18 protein-coding genes and 1 tRNA gene are annotated in these 21943 nt (G+C 43.3%); 8 read left to right on the plus strand and 11 right to left on the minus strand.

The features are described 5' to 3' along the window. Positions 1–113 precede the first annotated feature (113 nt). From RTR63_RS06270 to RTR63_RS06280, 3 genes are all read left to right on the plus strand, one after another. The gene (locus RTR63_RS06270) at positions 114–416 is read left to right on the plus strand and encodes a putative quinol monooxygenase (protein WP_065253682.1); all 303 of its coding nucleotides are present in this window, start codon (positions 114–116) and stop codon (positions 414–416) included. A 404-nt stretch (positions 417–820) separates the two neighbouring features. Next, positions 821–1504 (plus strand): type 1 glutamine amidotransferase domain-containing protein, encoded by a 684-nt coding sequence (locus RTR63_RS06275; protein ID WP_065253683.1) that lies wholly within the window; start codon positions 821–823, stop codon positions 1502–1504. Positions 1505–1507: 3 nt separating this feature from the next. After that, entirely contained in the window at positions 1508–1807 is a 300-nt protein-coding gene (locus RTR63_RS06280) for a DUF1330 domain-containing protein (protein ID WP_188874499.1), read from the plus strand. 221 nt (positions 1808–2028) lie between these two features. Here RTR63_RS06280 and RTR63_RS06285 read toward each other — a convergent pair whose 3' ends face one another. The 3 genes from RTR63_RS06285 to RTR63_RS06295 all read right to left on the minus strand — a co-directional run bounded on the left by RTR63_RS06285 (position 2029) and on the right by RTR63_RS06295 (position 4003). After that, a complete protein-coding gene (locus RTR63_RS06285; protein ID WP_312523296.1) occupies positions 2029–2637 on the minus strand; it encodes a TetR/AcrR family transcriptional regulator in 609 nt (202 codons plus the stop codon). 323 nt (positions 2638–2960) lie between these two features. Continuing rightward, positions 2961–3037: transfer RNA gene (locus RTR63_RS06290), tRNA-Ile, on the minus strand. Between the two features lie 150 nt (positions 3038–3187). Continuing rightward, a complete protein-coding gene (locus RTR63_RS06295; protein ID WP_312523298.1) occupies positions 3188–4003 on the minus strand; it encodes a phosphodiester glycosidase family protein in 816 nt (271 codons plus the stop codon). Positions 4004–4302: 299 nt separating this feature from the next. On the opposite strand from RTR63_RS06295, the gene ndk reads away from it, so the two are divergent. From ndk to RTR63_RS06320, 5 genes are all read left to right on the plus strand, one after another. Further along, positions 4303–4734, plus strand: a complete 432-nt coding sequence (gene ndk / locus RTR63_RS06300; RefSeq protein ID WP_036599730.1) for a nucleoside-diphosphate kinase — start codon at positions 4303–4305, stop codon at positions 4732–4734. A 772-nt stretch (positions 4735–5506) separates the two neighbouring features. Next, entirely contained in the window at positions 5507–6007 is a 501-nt protein-coding gene (gene ispF / locus RTR63_RS06305) for a 2-C-methyl-D-erythritol 2,4-cyclodiphosphate synthase (protein ID WP_144917182.1), read from the plus strand. A gap of 171 nt (positions 6008–6178) precedes the next feature. Further along, positions 6179–6517 carry a Grx4 family monothiol glutaredoxin gene (gene grxD, locus RTR63_RS06310; RefSeq protein ID WP_007116440.1) on the plus strand — a complete coding sequence of 113 codons (339 nt, stop codon included), beginning with the start codon at positions 6179–6181 and terminating at the stop codon, positions 6515–6517. A gap of 64 nt (positions 6518–6581) precedes the next feature. After that, positions 6582–8681: a DNA polymerase III subunit gamma/tau gene (gene dnaX / locus RTR63_RS06315; RefSeq protein WP_312523303.1), complete on the plus strand. Its 2100-nt coding sequence runs from the start codon at positions 6582–6584 to the stop codon at positions 8679–8681. Between the two features lie 228 nt (positions 8682–8909). Then, positions 8910–9809 (plus strand): LysR family transcriptional regulator, encoded by a 900-nt coding sequence (locus RTR63_RS06320; RefSeq protein WP_096488551.1) that lies wholly within the window; start codon positions 8910–8912, stop codon positions 9807–9809. Positions 9810–9913: 104 nt separating this feature from the next. Here RTR63_RS06320 and RTR63_RS06325 read toward each other — a convergent pair whose 3' ends face one another. The 8 genes from RTR63_RS06325 to RTR63_RS06360 form a co-directional block, all read right to left on the minus strand. Continuing rightward, positions 9914–12229 (minus strand): esterase/lipase family protein, encoded by a 2316-nt coding sequence (locus RTR63_RS06325; protein WP_312523305.1) that lies wholly within the window; start codon positions 12227–12229, stop codon positions 9914–9916. 200 nt (positions 12230–12429) lie between these two features. Continuing rightward, positions 12430–13473, minus strand: a complete 1044-nt coding sequence (locus RTR63_RS06330) for a tetratricopeptide repeat protein (protein ID WP_312523307.1) — start codon at positions 13471–13473, stop codon at positions 12430–12432. A gap of 245 nt (positions 13474–13718) precedes the next feature. After that, complete coding sequence (gene coq7, locus RTR63_RS06335) at positions 13719–14381, minus strand: 2-polyprenyl-3-methyl-6-methoxy-1,4-benzoquinone monooxygenase (RefSeq protein ID WP_312523308.1); 663 nt, start codon at positions 14379–14381, stop codon at positions 13719–13721. 175 nt (positions 14382–14556) lie between these two features. After that, entirely contained in the window at positions 14557–16695 is a 2139-nt protein-coding gene (phaC, locus tag RTR63_RS06340; RefSeq protein WP_312523310.1) for a class I poly(R)-hydroxyalkanoic acid synthase, read from the minus strand. Positions 16696–16894: 199 nt separating this feature from the next. Continuing rightward, positions 16895–17485 carry a phasin family protein gene (locus tag RTR63_RS06345; protein WP_312523311.1) on the minus strand — a complete coding sequence of 197 codons (591 nt, stop codon included), beginning with the start codon at positions 17483–17485 and terminating at the stop codon, positions 16895–16897. A 311-nt stretch (positions 17486–17796) separates the two neighbouring features. After that, positions 17797–19026 carry an acetate/propionate family kinase gene (locus RTR63_RS06350; protein WP_312523312.1) on the minus strand — a complete coding sequence of 410 codons (1230 nt, stop codon included), beginning with the start codon at positions 19024–19026 and terminating at the stop codon, positions 17797–17799. A 40-nt stretch (positions 19027–19066) separates the two neighbouring features. Further along, positions 19067–19981 carry a bifunctional enoyl-CoA hydratase/phosphate acetyltransferase gene (locus RTR63_RS06355; protein ID WP_312523314.1) on the minus strand — a complete coding sequence of 305 codons (915 nt, stop codon included), beginning with the start codon at positions 19979–19981 and terminating at the stop codon, positions 19067–19069. 208 nt (positions 19982–20189) lie between these two features. After that, positions 20190–21943, minus strand: a 1754-nt coding sequence (locus RTR63_RS06360) for an SbcC/MukB-like Walker B domain-containing protein (RefSeq protein ID WP_312523315.1), incomplete at its 5' end; no start/stop codon positions are given.

Below are 21943 nucleotides of genomic sequence, written 5' to 3' on the forward strand. Positions count from 1 at the left end.
AACCTTTATACAACAAAGCTATGCGCTAAAGCCGTTTGACATGAATATAACAGTGATTTAGACTCAATTTTGATGCTAGTCAATGTCGGCTAGTCAATATTGGAGTATTAGTGATGGTTAAAACCGCTTTATATGTCCGTCTTGAAGCTAAACCAGGTAAAGAACAACAAGTAGAAGATTTCCTAAAAGCTGGTCTGCCTATCGTCAATGAAGAACCTGCCACAGTTGCATGGTTTGGTCTACGCCTTGGCCCTTCAACCTTTGGTATTTTTGATGCATTCCCTGATGAAGCAGGTCGCGAGGCTCATTTATCGGGCAAGGTTGCCGCCGCTTTGATGGCTCAAGCAGATGAACTATTTTCAGAACCGCCTTCTATTGAAAAAGTAGATGTGTTGGCGAGTAAACTACCAGGTTAGACTGATGCTTAAATTCTCTAAAGCGCTGCCTGTCATTTGATATTCTAGATGATACGCTACGTAGCGTTTTATTGCATCAGTCTAGTTAAATCAGTCAACTAGCTAGTCGTTGATGCCGTTTTTTACCTATTTTTTATCATCACGCCTCGCTGACTAAATATACGTCAGAACGCTATTTTCTAAACTAGCCAATATCAAGCAGCCTGTAGGCTTAATTTCACACGTTTTGTCAATGCTATCAAGAATGCAAGGCTATTAAATAACAGCTACTCAATAATGGCTACCAGATAACAGCTATCAAATAACGGGTTAATTTGCTCGGTATTTTGCATTTTGCACATACGAACTATCGCTGTGCTCATGTAGCAATAACCCAAATTCTAAAAACTATCAGAGAAAATAACATGAAAATTTTACTTGTTCTGACCTCACATGACAAACTCGGCAATACTGGTAAGAAAACAGGTTTTTGGCTAGAAGAACTTGCGGCGCCGTATTACACCTTTATTGATGCGGGTGTTGAAGTTACCCTAGCATCACCTCAAGGGGGGCAGCCACCGCTAGACCCAAAAAGTAACTTAGCCGATGCACAAACTGAAACCACGCATCGCTTTGAAGCAGATCCCGTGGCAATGCAAGCGTTGGCACAGACCCATAAACTTAGCGAAATTTCTATCGCTGATTATGATGCCGTGTTTTACCCAGGCGGGCATGGTCCATTGTGGGATTTGGCAGAAGATCCGATTTCAATTGCTCTGATTGAACAAGCGATTGAGTCAGGAAAATCCGTTGCTACAGTTTGTCACGCCCCAGGTGTTCTTCGTCATGTAAAAACCAGTGATGGCAAGCCTTTGGTCAGCGGTAAATCTGTGACAGGTTTTACCAATACTGAAGAAGAAGCGGTAGGATTGACCGAAGTTGTACCGTTTTTAGTCGAAGATATGCTCAAAGAAAAAGGTGGTCATTATTCTAAGGCGGGTGACTGGCAAGTGTATGTCCAAGTAGATGGCTTGCTAATTACTGGACAAAATCCTGCCTCTTCTGCTGCAACCGCCAGCGCACTACTTGAATTGTTAAATAAGGAGTAGCCCATGTCTGCGTATGTGGTATTTACCCGTGAGCAAACTACGGACGCTGAGGAACTGGCGCAATATGCACAAAAAGCGCCACTTGCTCGTGAAGGTCGTGAGCTAACACCCTTGGCTTTTTATGGTCAATTAGAAGTGCTTGAAGGCAATGAAATTGAAGGCGCTGTTATTCTACGCTTTCCTGATATGGCAGCCGCGCGAGATTGGTATAACAGCCCCATCTATCAAGAAGCATTACAACATCGCCTAAAAGGGGCAAATTATCGTGCCTTTATTATTGAAGGTGTTGAAGACGCTATTTAAAAAAAGCACTTTAAGAAAAAGCATCGCTATCAGATGTGCTAACCTACGAGTTAGTACATGAGTGATATGCATTGTTATTAAATTAATGTCATAGCAGCCCAGTCATACATAATGATTGGGCTGCTATTATAATTTTTGCAGCTGTCATTCTCGTGAAGCCAAGATGGTGGAGCTAAGTTATTTAGGTTAAGTTAGTGAGGTGAAGCCAGCAAGTCTAAGTTTTAAGACTTTCCACTTTTTAATAAAAACGCTGTCGCTTTTAGCGCTTGATTTAATGGTGTTTTATCTTTTTGCAGCTTACTTAGTAACGCCGCACCCACCCACATTTGGTAAGTCACTTGGGCTACCGTCAAGGCATCAGTCTCTGCTTGGATAGACCCATCTTGCTTGCCCAAAACGATGACCTCAGCAATCCGCTGGATTACTTTATCAACGCCATTGGACATAATAGCGCGCATATCTTCAGATAGGTCAGCGACTTCTGCAGCAAGTTTTACAATTAGACAGCTATCTGCCCAGCTACATGGCGCATTAGGATCTTCAATCCATAGGTTAAAATACCCGATTAGTTTTTGATAAGCGGATTGGTCGCCACGCCATAGTTCATCTAAACGACGTTGGTAATTATCTACATAATACTGTACTAACTCACAGCCGAAAGACTCTTTAGATTTGAAGTAATGATAAAATGAACCTTTAGGGATCTCGCAGATTTTTAAAATTTCTTGTAATCCCACACCGCTAAAACCTTTATGCAAAATCAGGTCAGAACTGGTGTTAAGAATGTGTAAGCGTTTCGCTTCAGACTTCTTGATAGAGGTAGGCTCCATAGTTATTGTGCGCGCTATTATAAAAAAATAGACCAGTCGTATTGTTTTTATTATAACTTATCTACAATGAATGTAAAGCCGTTTTCCTTGAGAGCATTAACTACTAACAAAAATAATTCAATATAAAACAAGTATTTACATCAAATTAGATAGTGATTGGGTAATTGATTCAGGCAGTCAAAACCACGTAACAGTCAAAAACCAATGACATGAATGTAGATTTGAAAGTATGGCTTTAAAATGGTGATTGACGCTATTTGATTATTACAATCCAAAAAATAAAAAACCACTCAGGATTAATGCACCTAAGTGGTTGTTTTATATGGTGGGCCCACACAGACTTGAACTGTGGACCAAAGGATTATGAGTCCTCTGCTCTAACCAACTGAGCTATAGGCCCGAAAGGATAGTGTCACAAATATTGCCAAGCAAATTTGTCAAAACTAGGCTGATTATAATACCTTAAAAAATTATTTTTGCAATGTGGAAATGGATAATTTTATGCAAAACGCTGATTAAATCAGCATAAACTTGTCTCACTGAATACGCATTATTTGTCTTGTGTCACCGCAATCATCACACCCATATATTTATTGTCATTGCGTGACAGCGTCTGACTATACAATGCCGAGGCACTACCGCCATCCAAAAACAACGCATTGTCACAGCCCAATTGTGATTTGAACAAATCGGCAAACTCATAAAAACTGACAGGGGTATCGCTTATCACAAATTTGACGCGGCTAGGATTGCGACCACACACGCCAACACCATTGCGGTATTTTCTCGAGCTACTATTAGCATCAAATGCTGGATGGATGTTACCATTGATGACCAGCATGGGTCCAGATTGGGTGGCGAAGGTCGGTTTTGCGCCGCTTGCCAGTTTTTTTGCCATGCTTTGACTTTCAGTGATATAAAAACCTTGACGGTCTTGCCAAAATACCCCATTGGGCATTAGGTGAAAGTTGCCGCCGCCCTGCTTGAGATTTAGGGCTCGGATTTGCTTGCCATTGATGACCGTATACCCAATCGGCGCAAAGTTGCCATCGTACATCCCTGCATTCATCGCAAACAACAAGGTTTTGGCAGGTTGCTCACTTGCCAGATAATCGCGCAGGGTAGTAAAGGTGAGTAGTAGGGGGTGGCTCGTGGACGAGGGATTTTGCCACTGTAGTGAAAAATTCGCCGCGTTTTTAGCATCAAGCTCGCAGATACTATAGTCGAACGGCTGGTTTTTGCGCTGACAATCTGGCACGGCTTTGACAGTAAACTGACGTGCCAAACCGATACTTGCCACCAATAATAGCGCCAAGCATAGGCTGACAACAGCCGCTTGTGTTTTTGTGATATTTAAGAGCGTCATACCATTGAGAGAAAATTTAAGCTATTGGCTATTATACCATTTGCGTATCACAGAATATATCCGCCATTTATTACAAAAAACTTGTTTAACTTGATATTCTAGTAATTTCGACTTAACAGTGATGAATTAAACTAGTTTTTGCCCTCAATATCATTATAATAGGCAACTAAGAACAGCACCCCGCGTTTATTCAAATCTTCAAATCGCGATTTGACAGAGCCATCGGGCAGGGTACGGGCTGTTTTTACAGTTTCTCACACTTAAAATCATAATCCCCTTCAATTTTAAAGGAATTTAACATGGCCATTGAACGTACGTTATCAATTATCAAACCTGACGCAGTTGCAGGCAACCACATTGGCGAAATCTACAGCCGTTTTGAAAAAGCAGGCTTAAAAGTTGTGGCAGCAAAAATGTTGCATTTAGACAACGAAAAGGCGGGCGGTTTCTACGCTGAGCACAAAGAACGTCCATTTTACAATGATTTAGTCTCTTTCATGACTTCAGGTCCAGTGGTAGTATCAGTACTTGAAGGGGAAAACGCAGTGGCTAACCACCGTGAAATCATGGGCGCTACCAATCCAAAAGACGCCGCTGAAGGCACCATCCGTCGTGACTTTGCTAACAGCATTGATGAAAACGCGGTTCACGGTTCAGACTCAACCACATCTGCAGCCCGTGAAATCAGCTATTTTTTCAATGACAATGAAGTTTGCCCACGTACGCGTTAATCTTGACATAACAAAAAACGGCTTAAATTTTAAGCCGTTTTTTTATTGTCTATCACTCAGATGGCTTATCATTAAAAAGTGGCAATGCAAAATCAAGGATGCAAAATTAATATTAATAGTTTTATTAAGGAAACTAAAGAAACTTAATTTAACAATTCATAACAAAGAGCACATAGAGCACAGGCGTAAATCCGCTAAAATAAATTCATAACGACGTAAATACAAACTTTGTTGACTACGATATTAATAAGACAGAATCAGTAAGACAAAAAATAAAATAAAAAACGATAAAAATAAAAAAAGCCATAATTTGGCGTTATGGCTAACATCAGTAAAACAAAGAAGAAGAAAGAAACAATAAAAATAAAAACAAGTAGTGCATTACCCACTCCCATCAAGTTCCCCACTTGATGGGTTTATTTTTATATTATATAACGTTATATAATAAAATACCATAGCAATTTACTAGGATTTATCAATTTTTTTAGACGTTATACGGCAAATCTCGTTTGACACCCAATTTTTAATTCAAGCATTGATAGTAACTGGTTATGCCAAGTTTTTATTCAAAGTCGTTATTCGAATGCTATTCAAAATCGTTATCCAAAGTTTTTATTCTAAGCTGTTATTCAAAGCTTTTATTTAAGGCATCCTAGCTACTTGTAAATCATGCTTTAACCGTTAAAATAGAGACCGATAAAATAGACACCATTAAACCAAACAGAATAGCCTACCAAAATCACGACAGTAAGATAAAAAAATAGGATTAACCATGATAAGAATCGGTCAGGGTATTGACGTCCATGCCTTTGTTAATGACGGCACAGAAAACCAATTCATAACATTAGGCGGGGTACAAATTCCCCATACCCACAGTTTGCTTGCGCATTCTGATGGCGATGTGGTGCTACATGCGTTGTGTGATGCGTTGCTTGGTGCATTGGCACTTGGCGATATTGGGCAGTTTTTCCCAGATACCGATGAGCGTTTTCGCAATATAGATTCGACCATTTTGCTAAACCAAGTGTACCAGTTTATCCAATCAAAAGGCTTTGCGCTTATCAATGCTGACATCACTATCATGGCGGAGCGTCCAAAACTATTGCCTTATCGTACCGAGATTCAATCGCGTATTGCCGGTGTCATGGGCTGCGCGATTGACCAAATCAGCGTCAAAGCCACCACGACTGAAAAGCTTGGGTTTACCGGTCGTCAAGAAGGGATCATGGTAAGCTGTGTGGTGTTGCTTGAACAAGTGAATTCATCAAATTAATGGAATTTGCGGGTGATTTTGCTGCTGACTTTTTTGGGGTGGGCATCTTGAATGCTTACTTTCGGCAGCCAAAATAGCGTATAATAGCAACCCTGCACTCATTATTAGTGAGTCAAATTCTAGCTGTGAAGATAGCGCTCTATTTTAAAGGGCCTGATAAAGGAATTTCATATGACTGATATGAACCAAACTGACATCGAACAAACCATCCGTGACCAAATCGCTCAACACAGCGTATTGCTTTATATGAAAGGCACGCCACAGTTCCCACAATGCGGTTTTTCTGCGCGTGCGGTGGATGTGCTAACCCAAATTGGTCGCCCATTTGCGTTTGTCAATATTCTTGAAAATCCAGAAATCCGTGCAACTTTGCCACAGATTGCTAACTGGCCAACTTTTCCACAATTATGGGTGGCAGGTGAGCTGATTGGCGGCAGTGATATTATCTATCAAATGTTCCAAGACGGTGAATTACAACCCCTAATTGAAGCCAATAGCCCAGCGGTTTAGTTTTACTACGAGTGGGTTAAGGTTATTTCTTTTTTAACGTTTTTGTTGTCATGTATCCATAACCATGTATCAAGTCCTAGCACGCAAATATCGTCCAAAAAACTTCCATGAGCTGCTGGGACAAGAACATGTGTCCAAAGCATTAATCAATGCCATCCATAACCAGCGCTTGCATCATGCGTATCTATTTACGGGTACGCGAGGGGTCGGCAAAACCACCATTGCGCGTATTTTGGCAAAATGCCTTAACTGTGAGACAGGGGTGACAAGCGAGCCTTGTGGCGTATGTACTGTATGCCAATCTATCGATAGCGGTCGCTTTATTGATTTGATTGAGATTGATGCGGCATCACGTACCAAAGTTGAAGATACCCGTGAATTACTCGACAACGTACCGTATGCACCAACGCAAGGTCGCTACAAAGTCTATCTAATTGATGAAGTGCATATGCTATCGACGCATAGTTTTAATGCGCTACTAAAAACCCTCGAAGAGCCACCAGCGCATGTCAAGTTTCTGCTTGCGACCACAGACCCACAAAAATTGCCCATTACCATCATCTCGCGCTGTCTGCAATTTGTACTCAGACCTTTGCCGCAAGTGGCGCTCGCTGAATATCTTGGCACGATTCTTAACAAAGAGCAAATCAGCTACGAGCCTGATGCCTTATGGCAGCTATCGAGCAGTGCCAAAGGCTCCGTGCGCGATGCATTGTCACTCACTGATCAAGCCATTGCGTTTGGCAATGGCAATGTCACAGATGAAGTGATTCGCCAGATGCTTGGTTTAATTGACCAAGCCGATGTCATCGCTATCCTTGCCAATATTTACCAGCAAAATACCCAACAGTTGACGCAGGCCATTCAGCTTCTGCGTGAGCAGGTGGTGGATGCCAAAGCCGTATTTGACAGATTGGCTGAGACGCTGCATCAGTTGGCCATTTTGCAGGCCTTGCCAAATTTTGATTTGCAACTCAATCGCCAGCAAAGCGAGCAATTGCAACAACTGGCTCAGCAGTTACCCGCAGAGCTATTACAACTATATTATGACATTGTGGTAAAAAGCCGTGAAAACTTGGTATTAGCCAATACGCCGATGCAAGCGCTAGAGATGTGTTTGCTCCGCTTGATGGCGTTCAAGCCGCTGCATCGTAATCAAATCCCGCTTCGTCATCCAATCGCTAGTAACCCTGATTCTCAAAGTCCTGATTCTCAAAGTCCCGATTCTCAACTTGTTGACACAACGCCTAGCGAATCCATGCAAGGTGAAAAGTCTTCAGTGGTGGCTGAAGATAGCTTACAAGTAACCTCCGAGCAGAGTGATAACAACTTATCGGATAACAATCTGCTCAAATCTGCGCCAAACGTTGATAGCATTGAACAAATCATTGAAGAAAGCATTGAACAAGGCATTGAACAACAGACATTTGATGATACCCATTTCATATCTATCGATGAAGCCGCGGTCAATACCACCACACAGCAAACGCCCACCATAGAAGACGATGCCGATGCCAATCGCTTATCTGACTTGCAACCCAGTGACAGTCATCATGAAACTAGCGTGCCTGGCACTGTTACCGCACCTGACATGGTTACACAGGATAGCAACCCGATAAAAAAAAATGCGCCAGCGCCAGTCGCCTTAGCTACCAATCTCAATGTTAATGTTGACAATCCCCAACCCATGAGAGGGGCAGAGGGTAGTAATATTGCTGAAATATCGCCACTGGCATTGCTCAAACCCACGGATGTACCACTTGAAGGCGAATGGACGCCTGCCAAATGGGATTATTGGGTGTTTAATGCCCGTGAGCAAGGCTGGCTCGATGATGATGAATTAGTGCTTGCCAAGCGCGGGGTGATGACGGGCGACATTCATGGGGTCAGCCAATTTGTCACTGAACAAAGCTTTTTGACCCATACCGCAACTTTTGATAATTTTTGCCAAAAACTTCGACAGCTTTTTAAGGGTATTGATATTCGTTTGGCGGAGTCGGCAAGTAATTTTCAAGCGCTAGAGAAATTAAAACCAGAAGCGCTACAAGAAGCCCGCGAAAAACTAGCGTTACAACAAGCTACCCATCAGCTTGAACAACAAGCAGTTACGCAGGCACTGTTGCAGCAACACGCCTCGATTAGCTCTGTTAAGTTAATTCAATAAGTCAATTTAATTTATATAAATTCTAATTTTTACTTTTTTAACGGATGAATAATTGAGGGAAACCAATATTTGTTAAGAAAATCAATAAAATACAATATTAAATAATTGAAAAAAATATTAATAATTTTAGTTAATAAATCCCGATGTCGTTTAATTTATCTTGCTAATAACGTATAATACATCAGCTTTTAAAAGCGACTTTGATTAAGTGATAAAATTGGGTGAAATATGCTTGATAATTTAAGAGGCATGGCGGTTTTTGCAAGTGTTGTACGTCATGGTTCATTTAGTGGTGCTGCAAAAGAACTGGGCATAACAACAAGTGCGGTTAGTCAACAAATCCGCTCGTTAGAAAACGATATGGGTGTGGTGTTATTGCATCGCTCAACTCGTAAGTTAAGCTTAACGGAAGCAGGTACTAGTTTTTATGAGAGTGCCAAAGATGTGGTTGCGGCAGCCGAACAAGGTCGTATCCGTGTCAATCAATTACGCGATGAGTTAGCAGGGAACTTACGCATTGCGACCACGCCAGAATTGGGTGTGAATCATATTTTACCGGCGCTGTCGACTTGGATTTCGGCGCATGATGATTTAACCATCCATTTTGAAGCGGACAATCAGTATGTTGACTTAATTGAAGAGCGTATCGATATCGCCCTTCGGATGTCACCAAACCTTAATGACAGTAGTTTATCGGCGTTTCCTTTGACCGAGGTACGTCAGCTGCTGGTGGCTTCACCGCATTTTTTACGTCAAAATGAAAAATTGACCGAGCCAAAAGATTTGGCCAAACTCAATATGATTGGCATTAGTCTTATCAAAGATCCCAATCAAGTTGATATGATCAATGTGGAAACAGGTAAAAAATCACGCGTGCGTATGCCAACGCGTATTCAAACCAACAACATTATGCTTGCCACGACCCTTGCTAAAGAAGGGCATGGCGTTGCCCGTATCATGTCACTAGATATCCAAAAAGAATTGGCAAATGGCGATTTGGTGGAAGTATTGCCAGGTTACCAATTACCAAGTTATATGCTGTATGCGGTAACACCTAGACATGAACAACAACCTGCCAAGGTGACGCGCTGTCTTGAAGTGTTGACCAAGTATTTTGCTAAAGTTTAGCGGTTGGACTGTCAGCAGTAACAATAATTAGTAGCAAAAAACAATTTAATAAAAAAGCGAATAGTGAAGGCTATTCGCTTTTTTATTGATGCTGATAGTGGCTATCAAGGCTGTCTGTCAGGTGGCGCTTGGGTGACACCATAGCGAGTAAGTTGTTGATGTAGGATGCGACGTAACTCCAAAATCGCCTGCGGGCTGGTATGAACATTGTGACGACCGGTAAGCACTTTTTCAGATTCCACGCCTTCTAAATGCGAGCTGTTGTACGGCACAATACCATCAGAGACACGGTCGGTTGCGCCATATTTCACCGATTCTAAGAGTTGCTTTTTCTCATCTAGGCTTTGTTTGGCTTGCGCCAGACTCGTGGTGTTATACAGCTTGGTCTCTGTGGCGGGTCTAACGCTCGACGTCGTATTGTTATTTTTCGAAGATGTTATGGATGCCGATACATCATCAGTAGTGCTATTGGCTGCCTTAGCGGTAAGCTGTTCGAGCGCATTGGACAAATCTTTATCATCAGTGGCGATGATGTTATTGACCGCAACATTGGGCGCGATGGTGACATCTGCCGTTAATTGGTTAAAGTAAGAGCGGCTGCTCAACTGGCTGGCGCCATTTTCCAAAAATAGCTGTGCCAGCGGATTGCTTGAAACCACGCCTTCAGTAAATAGCGAATTTAAATTGTCATACACGGTGTGGATAAATCCTGCCGGTAGTGAGATGATACGGCGCAAACTGCGAGTAAACCAGCGATCGGCATAATCGGTACCGCGAAATGGCGAAGAGATAAAAATCGCGCGATCGACTTGCGGCAGGGCTTGAAGTTTGAAGCGGTCACTGAGCGTTTTATTTTGCGCATGACGGACAAATGCAGCGTAGCCTGCTGAAAAATTATTCAGCTGTGAGTAATTGGCAACCAGCGATTCGACTTTGGGCGTTAAGTCATCATTTGATACCAACAAACGCCCAATCACCCCACCCATACTATGACCAATCAGCACCGCATGTTGACTGGCAACGTCCTGCTGCTTAGGATCGACAATTTTAAAAGTGCGTTCAATCAAGTCATAAATTTGGTGGCGGTTTTCTAGCATCGGGATATTGGTTGGATAAAAAATCTGCCAAACTTGGAAGTTTTCGCGAAGTTTTGGGTCATTAAAAATGTCATTGGTCAGTCCAATCCAAGTTTCAGGACTCGATGCCAACCCATGCATCATGATAATCACGCGTTTATTAGGATTGTAAGGCTCAAGCATAAATAAATGCGGCTGGGTTTGCTGATACGGCGAGGAAAACATACTAAAATAACTGATATTGCCTAGGCGATTGTCCTGTGACCACAAGCCGTAGGCTGCCGAAAAATTCGCCGATAGCGCAAAATCTTTGTTGAGAATAGAGACACTTTTAAACTGATAAGGATCATAAATATTGAGCGAAAAATCGGTGGTTTTGTGCAACTCATCAATGCTATTGCCTTTGGGCACCAACACCGCGGTCATAGGCAAATGCCCTGATTGGTGGATACGTTCTTCTAACGGTGTATCATTGGCATAGTGTTGCAACAAGTCAATAATCACCGCCCTATTGATGCGACTATTGAGTAGCGCCACATAATTGATACCAAAGCCATCGCGGCGACTGATGGTATTAAATTTTGATAAATTAATCTGGTAGCTTGAAATCAGTTTCATCGATGCCGATTTGTCAGTAAACGGTTGTCCATTGATACTGACACGCAGTTTGTTGCGAGTGATTTGATAATTTTCTGCCATTTTTTGATGATACAGGCGATCACCTAACGCATCGATGGCAGCGTAATACAAATCCTGAATTTGGGTATCGCGTTCTTTTGGCAGATAATATAATTGTGACGGTTGTTGATTGACGACGGTTGGATTGAGGATATCGTACATCAAATAAATGTAAGAAAACCGAATCGATTGCAGCATATCGTCTTGAAAGGCAGTGCTACAAGAGATTTCATCGGGTTTGGGCGCTACAACGTCGGTCTTGCCAACCAAATCTTTGGCATAGTCTGTAGCCAAATCTTTTGGCGGATTGGTACAAGTTTTGGCTTGCTGGCGCTGCTGGGCAGAGGCGTAAAACAGCTCACTAATTGCGCCATAAATCCCTTTATCGGTATTAAGATCCGCTTGCTTGAGCATCACTACACAGGCAGGCATGTTTACCAAGCATTTTTCTTCATCTAAACCTGCCTGCACTAAACGGCTTTTGGTGTCAGAACTCAATCGGCTGCCCGATAACACGCTGACGCGCTGATCGATGATGGCTCTTGCAGTATCGCGGCTACCGATTTTGGTGGTGGCGCAGCCAGTAAGGGTGATGATAGTAACCAATGTCGTCGCCGTGATGAGAGACTTTTGACAAAATCTAGTAGATTGGTTTGTTAGCGGCATGGTGATTTACTCGGCTAAAATAGAGCAAAAAAGGATAGAGCAATAATAGATAGCACAAAAAAAATGCAGCGCAAAAAATCTGCCTATCACTGAATGACAGGGTGAAAAAAATCACCATGCTAAAATTCAACTATGATGGTGAATTAGCATGGTGACTTAGCAGTGATATTAAACCACGGCTAGGGTATGAACGCAAAAAATTATTGAACGACTTTTGCAGGGATATCCCAAATATAGTATTTACCGCTATTGACGATGCGTAATTGCTCATCGATATACGGATTGTCTGGGTTTTTGGCTTTAAATTCCGTTAACCGTTGAATGGCGCGGTCTTTTTTGTCATCCAATAAATCCGCTTGCGCCAAACTTTGCGTAGCTTCTAGATAGCCCATTTTTTCGGCTTTTTCTAAGTATTTGGCACCTTCTTTAAAACCGCCACCCTCAGCGAGCATTGCGCCATATAAGAAGTTGGCTTCTGCTGTGTCATTGAGCCTCACGGCACGGGCGATATAATTGCCTGCACGCACGGCATAATCAGAACCTAAATCCAGATTGCGACCCATGGCATTGAGTTTTGCTGCACGCAGTAGCACCTCATAAGAGGCATTTGGATTTTGTGCGTAGGTCTCAATCCATGCGGTCAATGATTTGAGTCGCTCAGTGGTATTGTAGCGCTCAGTACGGCTCGAAAAAACAGGTGGGTAATGACGCGCCATTGGGGTAACATAAGTAATAAAATCGTCTAACACGCTGACATCTAACTGTGTACTGTTATCCGCGGTTCGTGGAATCAAAACGGTTTTTACCGTTGAGATATTACTAAGCGTTAAAGCCGGCAGTGGTATATTAGCAAGATTTTGCGCTGAAATATCCGTGCCTACCAATTGTACACTGTTGGTAGATGGATAAATAACGTTGGCAACCGTTGGGGCGGTCAAAACAGGCACTATCACTGAACCTGTATTTGAGGTGGCTGACGGGGGTGTCGTTTGCGGGGTAGTATTCTTCACGCTATTACTGACCGTATCAGCCGATTTTTCGGTTGATTTGTTGGTAGTTTTGGCTTTGGTCACCGTGGTTTTTTTAATGGCTGTTGTCTGGGTAGCGGGTTTTGCCGTGGTGGTTTTGGTGGTGGTCGTCTTGGTTGTTGTTTTTGCGGTTGCCGTTGCAGCCATCGCTACAGTGGCATTGGTTGCCATCAAAATAGCTAAGGTATATGTTAGGGGTTTTACCATGTGAGTCATTGAAATTTCCTTAAAAAATTGGGTGGGATGGATTGCAAAAATCAGTCAGCTTATCCCATAGCAACAATGTAAAGCAATAATGTAAAAATACTATCAAAAAAAAATAAAGTTATTGTTATATTTTTACGCGAAAAAAGCGCGATTAAGCAAGGTTATAGCAATAAACACGCCAGCCAACGATTGAGGCTGTCAGTCGCGCTCATTTAAACACGCTCGGTTAAGCACGCTTAGTTAAAGATTCTCAGTTAAATATGATACGCCACCGTTTTCATGCAGTTAGCCAAAAAACGCATCGTAGTTTTGATGGGTAGTGGCAATGGGCTGGCGCCTGATTCGACTGCTTTATCACGGTGATGTAATTCTTCTTTATCCATTTGGCTTAAAATCTCAGCACTGCGTTTATCTTGTGCAGGCAGCTTACCAAGATGGCTGTGCAAATGCTCGCTGACTTGGGTTTCTGTCTCTGCGACAAACCCCAGACTAAACTCATCAGAAATCAATCCTGCTACCGCACCCATGCCAAACGATAGCCCATACCAAAGCGGACTAAAAATACTGGGATGGCTACCCAATTCATTTAACCGCGTCTCACACCACACCAAGTGGTCAATCTCCTCTAGCGCAGATTGGTGCATGGCTTTTTTGACCGTTGCTTGTTTGGCGGTAAATGCTTGACCGTGATACAGTCCTTGCGCGCACACTTCGCCAGTATGATTGATACGCATGAGACCCGCGACATGACGCGCTTCTTCCACGGATAGTTTTGGTACATCGGGGGTAGAGACAGGCAAAGGACGGGTGCTAAGATTGCTGTTTGGAATAAACGAGCGAATCGCCCGATCAAAGAAGACAATATTGCGGTCTAGCTTACTGAGTGATAGGTTGTTTTGTGCTGGTTCAATCGACATAGGCGCTCTATTCAAAGTGTTTCTAATCGCTATTATGCGCAGAATATGGCGTTAATTCTACTCAATATCACAACTTTTGACTAGTAAATCTATGTAGCTGATGGGCGATTTGGCTATTTTATAAAAATCCCGTGATGGGCTAGGTAATCACGGGATGTTGTGTGATAACGATATATTATACGGGTGGTAATTGTGAACGGTAAGCTTCTGCAAAGTTATGACCGGTTAAGGCTTCAGTGGCTTTGACCGTGACATAGCTACCAGGGGCATCGCCATAGGTTGGGATTTCTTTACCTTGGCTATTTTGACCGACAACACGGGCCTTGATTTCGTTGCCCTCAAATGGTTTGATCCAGTCATGCCATCTTGTCCACCAGGTGTCTTTAACATAGGTGGCGTCTTTGTACCATTGGTCGGCGTCTGCAGTGTAGTTGTCGTTGGTGTAGTAACCATATTTACTACCTGGTGGGTTCATAATACCCGCAATATGACCTGATTCACCCAACACGAATACTTTTTCACCGCCAAATACTTGCGTACCTGGATAACAGCTTTTCCATTTTGCGATATGGTCTTGCAAGGTTGCAACCATAAACACAGGGGTTTTAACTTTTGATAAGTCAATTTTCACGCCATCAATTTCAACCCCACCTGGTTTTCGCAGCAAGTTGTTGATATAGAACTCACGCAGTAGAAAATGGTGCAGGGCAGCAGTCACGTTGGTACAGTCTGAGTTCCAGTATAACAAGTCAAAAGGTACGGGCCGCTCGCCTTTTAGGTAGTTTTGTACGTAGTAGTTCCAGTATAGGCTGTTCTCACGGAGTAAGCTAAATGACACGCCCATCATTCGCCCATCAAATACACCTTTGTCGGCGTTTTGCTTGTCAATCGCAGTAACGATTTTGTCATCGATAAAGACGCCGATATCACCTGGATCTGAGAAATCAATAATGGTGGCCCAAAGTGTCGCACTAGCAATGCGGCTTTCTTGCTTGGTCGCGGCAAGATAGCCTAGCGTCAATGCTGTCAACATACCCCCAATACAGTAACCTGTGATATTGATGGTTTTTTCACCCGTGATGGCTTCAATTTGGTCCATCGCTGCAAGCACACCGTCTTTCATGTAAGTGCTCATGCCAACATTTTTGTACTCAGGCGTTGGGTTGGCCCAAGAGATGACATAAACCGTATGACCTTCATTGACTGCCCAACGCACAAACGAGTTGTTCTCACGTAAGTCCATGATGTAGAATTTGTTGATCCATGGTGGCACCATCAACAACGGACGTTGTTTTACTTTTTCGGTTGAAGGGTCATACTGGATGAGCTGCATCATATGGTTTTCAAATACCACTTTTCCTTTTGAGGTGGCGATGTTGTCACCCACCCGGAACGCGCTTTGGTCAGTCATACGGATATTGAGTGTATCGGCGCTGTTGCCCATGTCCTCAGCCAACTGCTTCATCCCTTGAACCAGATTTTGACCCCGACTTTCGATGGTCAAACGGAGTACTTCTGGGTTGGTCATTAAGAAGTTGGTTGGGGCCACTGCATTGACCCATTGGCGGGTAAAAAAAGCCAAGCGTTGACGGGTTTTTTCATCAATACCTTCAACGCCATCAATCGCATCCATCATCGCTTGGGTGGTTAATAAATAATACTGTTTTAGGAAGTTAAAAATAGGGTTGTCTTCCCATTCTTCATCACTAAACCGTTTATCGCCTTTTTCAGGACTTGCCACTGGGTCGATTTTTTTACCGGCAAATTGTTGTAGCGTGTTTTGCCACAAGTGCATTTGGTCTTTAAACAACTGCAATTGGTCTTCAACCATCGTGCCTGGATGATTGGTCACCATCTGACCCATTTTACGCCAACCATCCATTAAATCCATCATGATGGAAGTATTGGTGTACTGCGGCGCTTGGTTGGCACGCATCGATTGCTGTGCGATTTGTTGGCTCAGTTTGGTCATATTGCCAAAAAATTCGCTATAGAATTCACCGACCGCAGCATTGTAAGGTGGAATACTAGAGGCCATGTGAGCAAATGGATTGGTTTTACTCAAAAAATCCAGCGGATTTTGCGGCAGATTAAAGGCGTTGGTTCCAAAGTTGTTAAAAGGATTGCTACCAAAACCAAATGCATTATTGCCAAAGGGAAAATTGGCAAATGGCGTGTAGCCAAAAGCATTGGTATTGTTATTCTCTGCGCCTTGGGTGTTGGAAGTATCGCTATTTGAAGCGCTATTTGAAGCATTGTCGCTTGAGGAATGGCCGTTCGCTCCTTGATATTGGGTGTCTTTATTGTCTGCCATGATAAATCCCGTTATTATAATGTGCTTGATAAGAATTCGCTGTGAGTATGCACGCTTACTTAAAAATATGGTGGATTAGGCATCTGTCTAATCCACCACTTTTATAGATTCATAAGCCGCCATTCATCTATCAGGTAAAACATAAATAGCGGTTTATAAATGATACAGTCTTAAGAATGACTACGATGCACCAAACTAATTATTTTGTTGCAGGGGTTGTTTTTGCTGCAGGTTTTACCGCTTCGCTATTTTGTGCTACATCATTAGCGGTGCGGGTTGCCGCAGCAGTCACGTTAGTCGCAGCTTTGTTCATGTTTTGGGTGGTTTGTTTAACCGCTTCTGACATTTGGTTTGCCGCTTTGTGCATGTTTTCGTTTACTTTGCGGTTAAAGTCTTCTGCCGTTTTTGATGCGTTGCTAGCAGCGCTTTGCATGGCATCTTGCATGCTGGATGCATTTTGGCTATAGATTTCATTCATCGCTGACATGACTTCATTACGGATTTCGTTGCCAAGCTCAGTCAAACGTTGTGCATCTGACAACATTTTTTGACCCAATTGGTTGAGCAGCTCAGTTTGTTTTTGGTTGAAGCTTGAAGCTGCTTCTGGAGAATCAACAGAAGAAACATTGCGAAGTTGCTCAAGACCCATCTCTGAGTAATGACGCATTGTTTCTAAAGAAAAGTCAGTCATTTTTTCCGCATTTCTTAACATCGCTTGGTTGAAGCGCGACCATGGTGCGTACATTTGACGTGAACCATCTTTCATTTTATCCATAAAATCGTTGTTCATAATTGACCTCATTAGGCTACCAGAAAAAACAAGAAGGGTATTGGAGAATACCAAGTTGCGATACATTTTCTAATCAAAAATATGACTAAAATGAATGTGATAAGATTTAAGCATAGTCTATTTGCTTGATATTACAATATCATGAAAAATGGCTAAATTAAACCTTGCGAGGAGCTTAAAAGTAAAAAACAATCGCTATTTATGTTAATATTTGTAATAGTATAATCAACTAGACATTAAGAGTCGGTAACCGATAAAAATCGGTTATATCTTACCATCCATCCTAAAAATAGTTGACAGGTTTGTCACTTTTACTTATCGGTTTCTATCGTGATTGCATGCTCAAGTGATAAAGCTAATTCGAGCTGTTCATCGGTCAAGATGACATAAATTTGTTTGTCATCGTCTGAGTTGATTCGTAAAATCGGAACGTCAATACGGCCATCGATATTTTTATCCGCATCCAAACTAAAACCTAAAAAATCGAGTTGTTCGACAATCATCTGACGGATAATCGCTGACTGTTCACCTATCCCTGCGGTAAAGATAAGCGCATCACAGCCTTTCATACTAACCATCAGGCTTGCGATTTCTTTGGCGGCATGCGTGGCAAAATACACCAGTGCAAATTTGGCGCGTGGGTCATCGCTAGCGAGCAAATCACGCACGTCATTGCTAATTTCAGATAAACCGAGCAAGCCCGACTCTTTATATAGGCATTGGTTCATTTGCTCGAGCGTCCAACCTTGCTCGACCATATATAAAATCACCCCAGAATCCAAATGACCCGGACGGGTACCCATTGGCACGCCATCTAATCCACTAAAGCCAAAGGTACTGTCTTTTGACTCGCCATTGTCGACCGCGGTGATACTACAGCCACTACCCAAATGCGCGATGATTAAGCGTTTTTTGGCAATCTTTGGGAGATAGGTTTCAAGTTTGCGCATAATCGCCTGATACGATAAACCATGAAAGCCATAACAGCGCACGCCCTGATCGCGCAGCGATTTTGGCAGCGCATAGCTAGACCAAATCTCTGGGCGATGGTAGTGAAACGCGGTATCAAAGGCAGCGATGTGCACCAGTTTTGTATCAATGGCTTGCAGCGCGTTGACCACAGATAGGGCAGGGGGCTGATGTAGCGGACATATCGGTGATAACTCCACCAAATGTGCCATCACTGTCTCGTTAATCACCACAGGAACATGATAGCGTTTGCCCCCATGAACCACTCGGTGGATACAGACAATCTCACGCGCAGGAAAGGTCTGTTTGACACGAGTAAACAAGCTTACCGCGGTGTCTGTCAGGCTATCTTGGGGTTCCCAGTCAGCCAAAGATTGTGGCATGGCGTGCCAGACTTTATTTTTGGTTTTTAGGTTGATATTGACATCAAACAAGGGTGACCACGCAAGGGGGGATGAGTCAACTGCTTTAGCCGTGTCGTACGCCGCCATTTTGATAGTCGCTGAACCCACGTTAAAGGTCACCACGATCGGGTGAGTTAAGTCAATATGCCTCATGACAGAATCGTTCATGCTAGTAATCTCAATTAATCTCAAGTAACCTGAATTAACATCAAGCTTGTTTACGCTTTTGCGCAACGTAGGCGCCAAGGGCAATAGAATACAGGCGGTCGAGTTCGTCATCCGAACGGCTGGTCAACACAATCGGCACTTTTGAACCCATGACAATACCAGCGGCTTTGGCTTCACCCAAATAAATTAACTGTTTACCTAGCATATTGCCCGCTTCTAAGTCAGGTACCAGTAAAATATCGACATCGCCGGTGACAGGGGAGTGGATATGTTTGATATCCGCAGACTGTTGGCTAATCGCATTGTCAAACGCTAGTGGTCCATCAAGCAAGGCGCCGGTGATTTGACCACGGTCTGCCATTTTGCATAACGCCGCAGCATCAATGGTCGATTGCATTTGTGGTTTGACTTCTTCAACCGCTGCCAAGATGGCTACTTTAGGCTGCTCAATGTCGAGCGCGTGCGCAAAATCAATCGCATTTTGCAAAATGTCTTTTTTGGTCAGCAAATCTGGCACCACGTTGAGTGCACAATCGGTCAAGGTCAAAAGCTTGTGATACGTGGGACTTTCCATTAACCACACGTGGCTCATACGACGCTCGGTGCGTAGGTTTTGGGTTTTATCGACCAAGACACCCATTAACTCATCGGTATGCACTGAACCTTTGATGATAAAGTCGGCTTGCTGTTCACGAACCATTTTTGCGGCGATTTCAACCGCGTCATGACTATGCTCAGCATCCACTAACATAAAGTCTGAAATAGCTAAATTAGCGTCAGTAGCGGCCTTTTCGATTTTGTGTTTTGGACCGACCAAAATCGGGGTGATGATGTGGTGCTGATATGCTTGGATACAAGATTGCAAGATAATATCGGTAGTAGGATGCACCACTACGGCAGGGACAGGGGAGAGAAAGCGCCCTTGTGCTAAAAGCTGCGAAAGTTTGGTTAACATCGTGTTGCCCTTATGAGTTGACACAAATAACCCTGAGCACTCAGGTCTTGATTAAGCGAGCGGTAAACATTGACATAAACAGTAGTATGAACCAATGACATGACAGCAAGATGAATCGGTTGTTACGGTGAATTTACCACGCCGCTTAACTTATTAGCTTAGCTTATCTTAACTTATCTTAATTTGGCTTAACCAAAGCTAGCCTGCGTCAACTAATCTTGGTAATACCGGCACCGATAATTTTACTGATGCCACCTGTTTGTGGCACTACTTGGATTTGACTGCTGATTCTATCTTTCAGCGCCTGAATATGGGAAATCACGCCAATTAGCTTGCCCGATTGCTGGAGGTTGGTTAGGGTGTCGAGCGCTACATCGAGCGCTTCTTCATCCAGCGTACCAAAGCCTTCATCCAAAAACAGCGAATCCACTTGCATGCGGTGACTAGCCATATTTGACAGTCCCAATGCAAGCGACAAGCTGATAATAAAACTCTCGCCGCCTGATAGATTTTTACTGGTGCGGATTTGCCCGCCTTGGTAATTGTCCATCACATTGAGCATCAAGGGCTGCTCACTATCAGCTATCAGTAAATAACGGTCGCTCATTTTTTTGAGCTGTTCATTGGCATGGGCAACCATGATATTAAAGGTCAAGCCTTGGGCAAAGTTACGAAATTTTTTGCCATCGCTTGAACCAATCAATTGATGCAATACCTTCCATTCTTCGGTATGGTTGCGCTGTTGGTTGATGGCATCTAATAGTTGCTGCTGATTTTGTTTAAGGGCTTCATTGGCTGCTAGCTGCTGCTCAACGGCGCCCAATTGTTTTTGATCCTCGCTAAATTGCTGTTGCAATTGCCCAAGCGCATCAAGCAATTGCTCAAGTGACAGCGCAGTTTGGGGATGATCGAGTAACTGCTGCTGTATGCGTTTGGCTTCAGAAAGTAGGTTATGATTGCGCTGCTGACTATCATGGAGTTGATTGGCAAGCTGTTGTAAGCGTTCCCGCTCGGTATCGACCAACACCGCAGCGCGATAATCGGCGTCATCTACAAAACCCAATGTCGCAAAACGCTGCTGGATATCGGCTTGTAGGGTTTGCTGGGCAATTTTTAGTTGGGTGGTGCTAGTGGTCAAAGATGCGATTTGTTGTTGCAAAATCTGCAGCTGAATTAGCTGCTCATGAAAAGCTGTTTGGCTGGCTTGATAATCCTGCAAAGCCTGATTTTTTGCTTGGATTAACGCGTGAGAGACGATGTCTACCGCTTGTTCGCCAAACAAGGCGTATCGCTGCGCCTGTAGCTCGCTAATCTCTTGCGCCAATGTTTGCTGTCGCTGACGGACTTGGTGTTGATTTTGGCTTAGATGTTGCTGATCTGCCAGCAATCGGGTGAGCGCTTGCTCAATCCCTGTGATGGTGTCATTGATATGGCTAAGCTTAGTTTCTACTCCTTGATAGCGCTGCAAAAGTTGCGCAAGGGTATCGATATGCTGATTTAATTGGGCATTCACATCCTGTGTGGTAGCAAAACTAAAAGTGCGGTCGCGCGTTGCAAACGGCATCAGCAACTTGTCGATGCGCTGTATTACTTGATGTTGTTTATCGGCGATAACCAATTGCTGGGCATCAATATCGCGGATTCTGTCTTGGCGATGTTGCTGCTGATTTTGTAGCACGGTTTGTTGCTGCAAAACCTCATGGTATTGCTCGCTCAGTTTTGCTAATCGCTGCTGGGTTTGCTGCTGCTCGGATTGTACAGCTTCGATTTGCGTCAGTGAATCTTGCAGCGCTGCCAAAGATTGATGATTGTTGGTTTGTTGAGCCTTGATTATCGTCGCCAATGTTTGAAGGGCTTGGCGGTCTATATCGTCATCGGTGCTGGGGGCTGCAACGGGCGGTAATGCTTCAATTGCCTGTTGTACAGGCTTAGCATGTATAAGGTGTTGGCTGGCAAGCTGTA

The organism is Moraxella sp. CTOTU47724 (assembly GCF_032014955.1).
Lineage (GTDB): Bacteria > Pseudomonadota > Gammaproteobacteria > Pseudomonadales > Moraxellaceae > Faucicola > Faucicola tetraodonis.

Excerpts from the sequence above, each read along its gene's own strand:
- ispF (WP_144917182.1), top strand. The coding sequence starts at position 5,507 with ATGATAAGAATCGGTCAGGGTATTGACGTCCATGCCTTTGTTAATGAC.
- RTR63_RS06345 (WP_312523311.1), bottom strand. The coding sequence starts at position 17,485 with ATGAACAACGATTTTATGGATAAAATGAAAGATGGTTCACGTCAAATG.
- RTR63_RS06295 (WP_312523298.1), bottom strand. The coding sequence starts at position 4,003 with ATGACGCTCTTAAATATCACAAAAACACAAGCGGCTGTTGTCAGCCTA.
- RTR63_RS06350 (WP_312523312.1), bottom strand. The coding sequence starts at position 19,026 with ATGAACGATTCTGTCATGAGGCATATTGACTTAACTCACCCGATCGTG.
- dnaX (WP_312523303.1), top strand. The coding sequence starts at position 6,582 with ATGTATCAAGTCCTAGCACGCAAATATCGTCCAAAAAACTTCCATGAG.
- RTR63_RS06325 (WP_312523305.1), bottom strand. The coding sequence starts at position 12,229 with ATGCCGCTAACAAACCAATCTACTAGATTTTGTCAAAAGTCTCTCATC.
- grxD (WP_007116440.1), top strand. The coding sequence starts at position 6,179 with ATGACTGATATGAACCAAACTGACATCGAACAAACCATCCGTGACCAA.
- RTR63_RS06320 (WP_096488551.1), top strand. The coding sequence starts at position 8,910 with ATGCTTGATAATTTAAGAGGCATGGCGGTTTTTGCAAGTGTTGTACGT.
- RTR63_RS06280 (WP_188874499.1), top strand. The coding sequence starts at position 1,508 with ATGTCTGCGTATGTGGTATTTACCCGTGAGCAAACTACGGACGCTGAG.
- coq7 (WP_312523308.1), bottom strand. The coding sequence starts at position 14,381 with ATGTCGATTGAACCAGCACAAAACAACCTATCACTCAGTAAGCTAGAC.
- RTR63_RS06330 (WP_312523307.1), bottom strand. The coding sequence starts at position 13,473 with ATGACTCACATGGTAAAACCCCTAACATATACCTTAGCTATTTTGATG.
- phaC (WP_312523310.1), bottom strand. The coding sequence starts at position 16,695 with ATGGCAGACAATAAAGACACCCAATATCAAGGAGCGAACGGCCATTCC.
- RTR63_RS06270 (WP_065253682.1), top strand. The coding sequence starts at position 114 with ATGGTTAAAACCGCTTTATATGTCCGTCTTGAAGCTAAACCAGGTAAA.
- ndk (WP_036599730.1), top strand. The coding sequence starts at position 4,303 with ATGGCCATTGAACGTACGTTATCAATTATCAAACCTGACGCAGTTGCA.
- RTR63_RS06355 (WP_312523314.1), bottom strand. The coding sequence starts at position 19,981 with ATGTTAACCAAACTTTCGCAGCTTTTAGCACAAGGGCGCTTTCTCTCC.
- RTR63_RS06275 (WP_065253683.1), top strand. The coding sequence starts at position 821 with ATGAAAATTTTACTTGTTCTGACCTCACATGACAAACTCGGCAATACT.
- RTR63_RS06285 (WP_312523296.1), bottom strand. The coding sequence starts at position 2,637 with ATGGAGCCTACCTCTATCAAGAAGTCTGAAGCGAAACGCTTACACATT.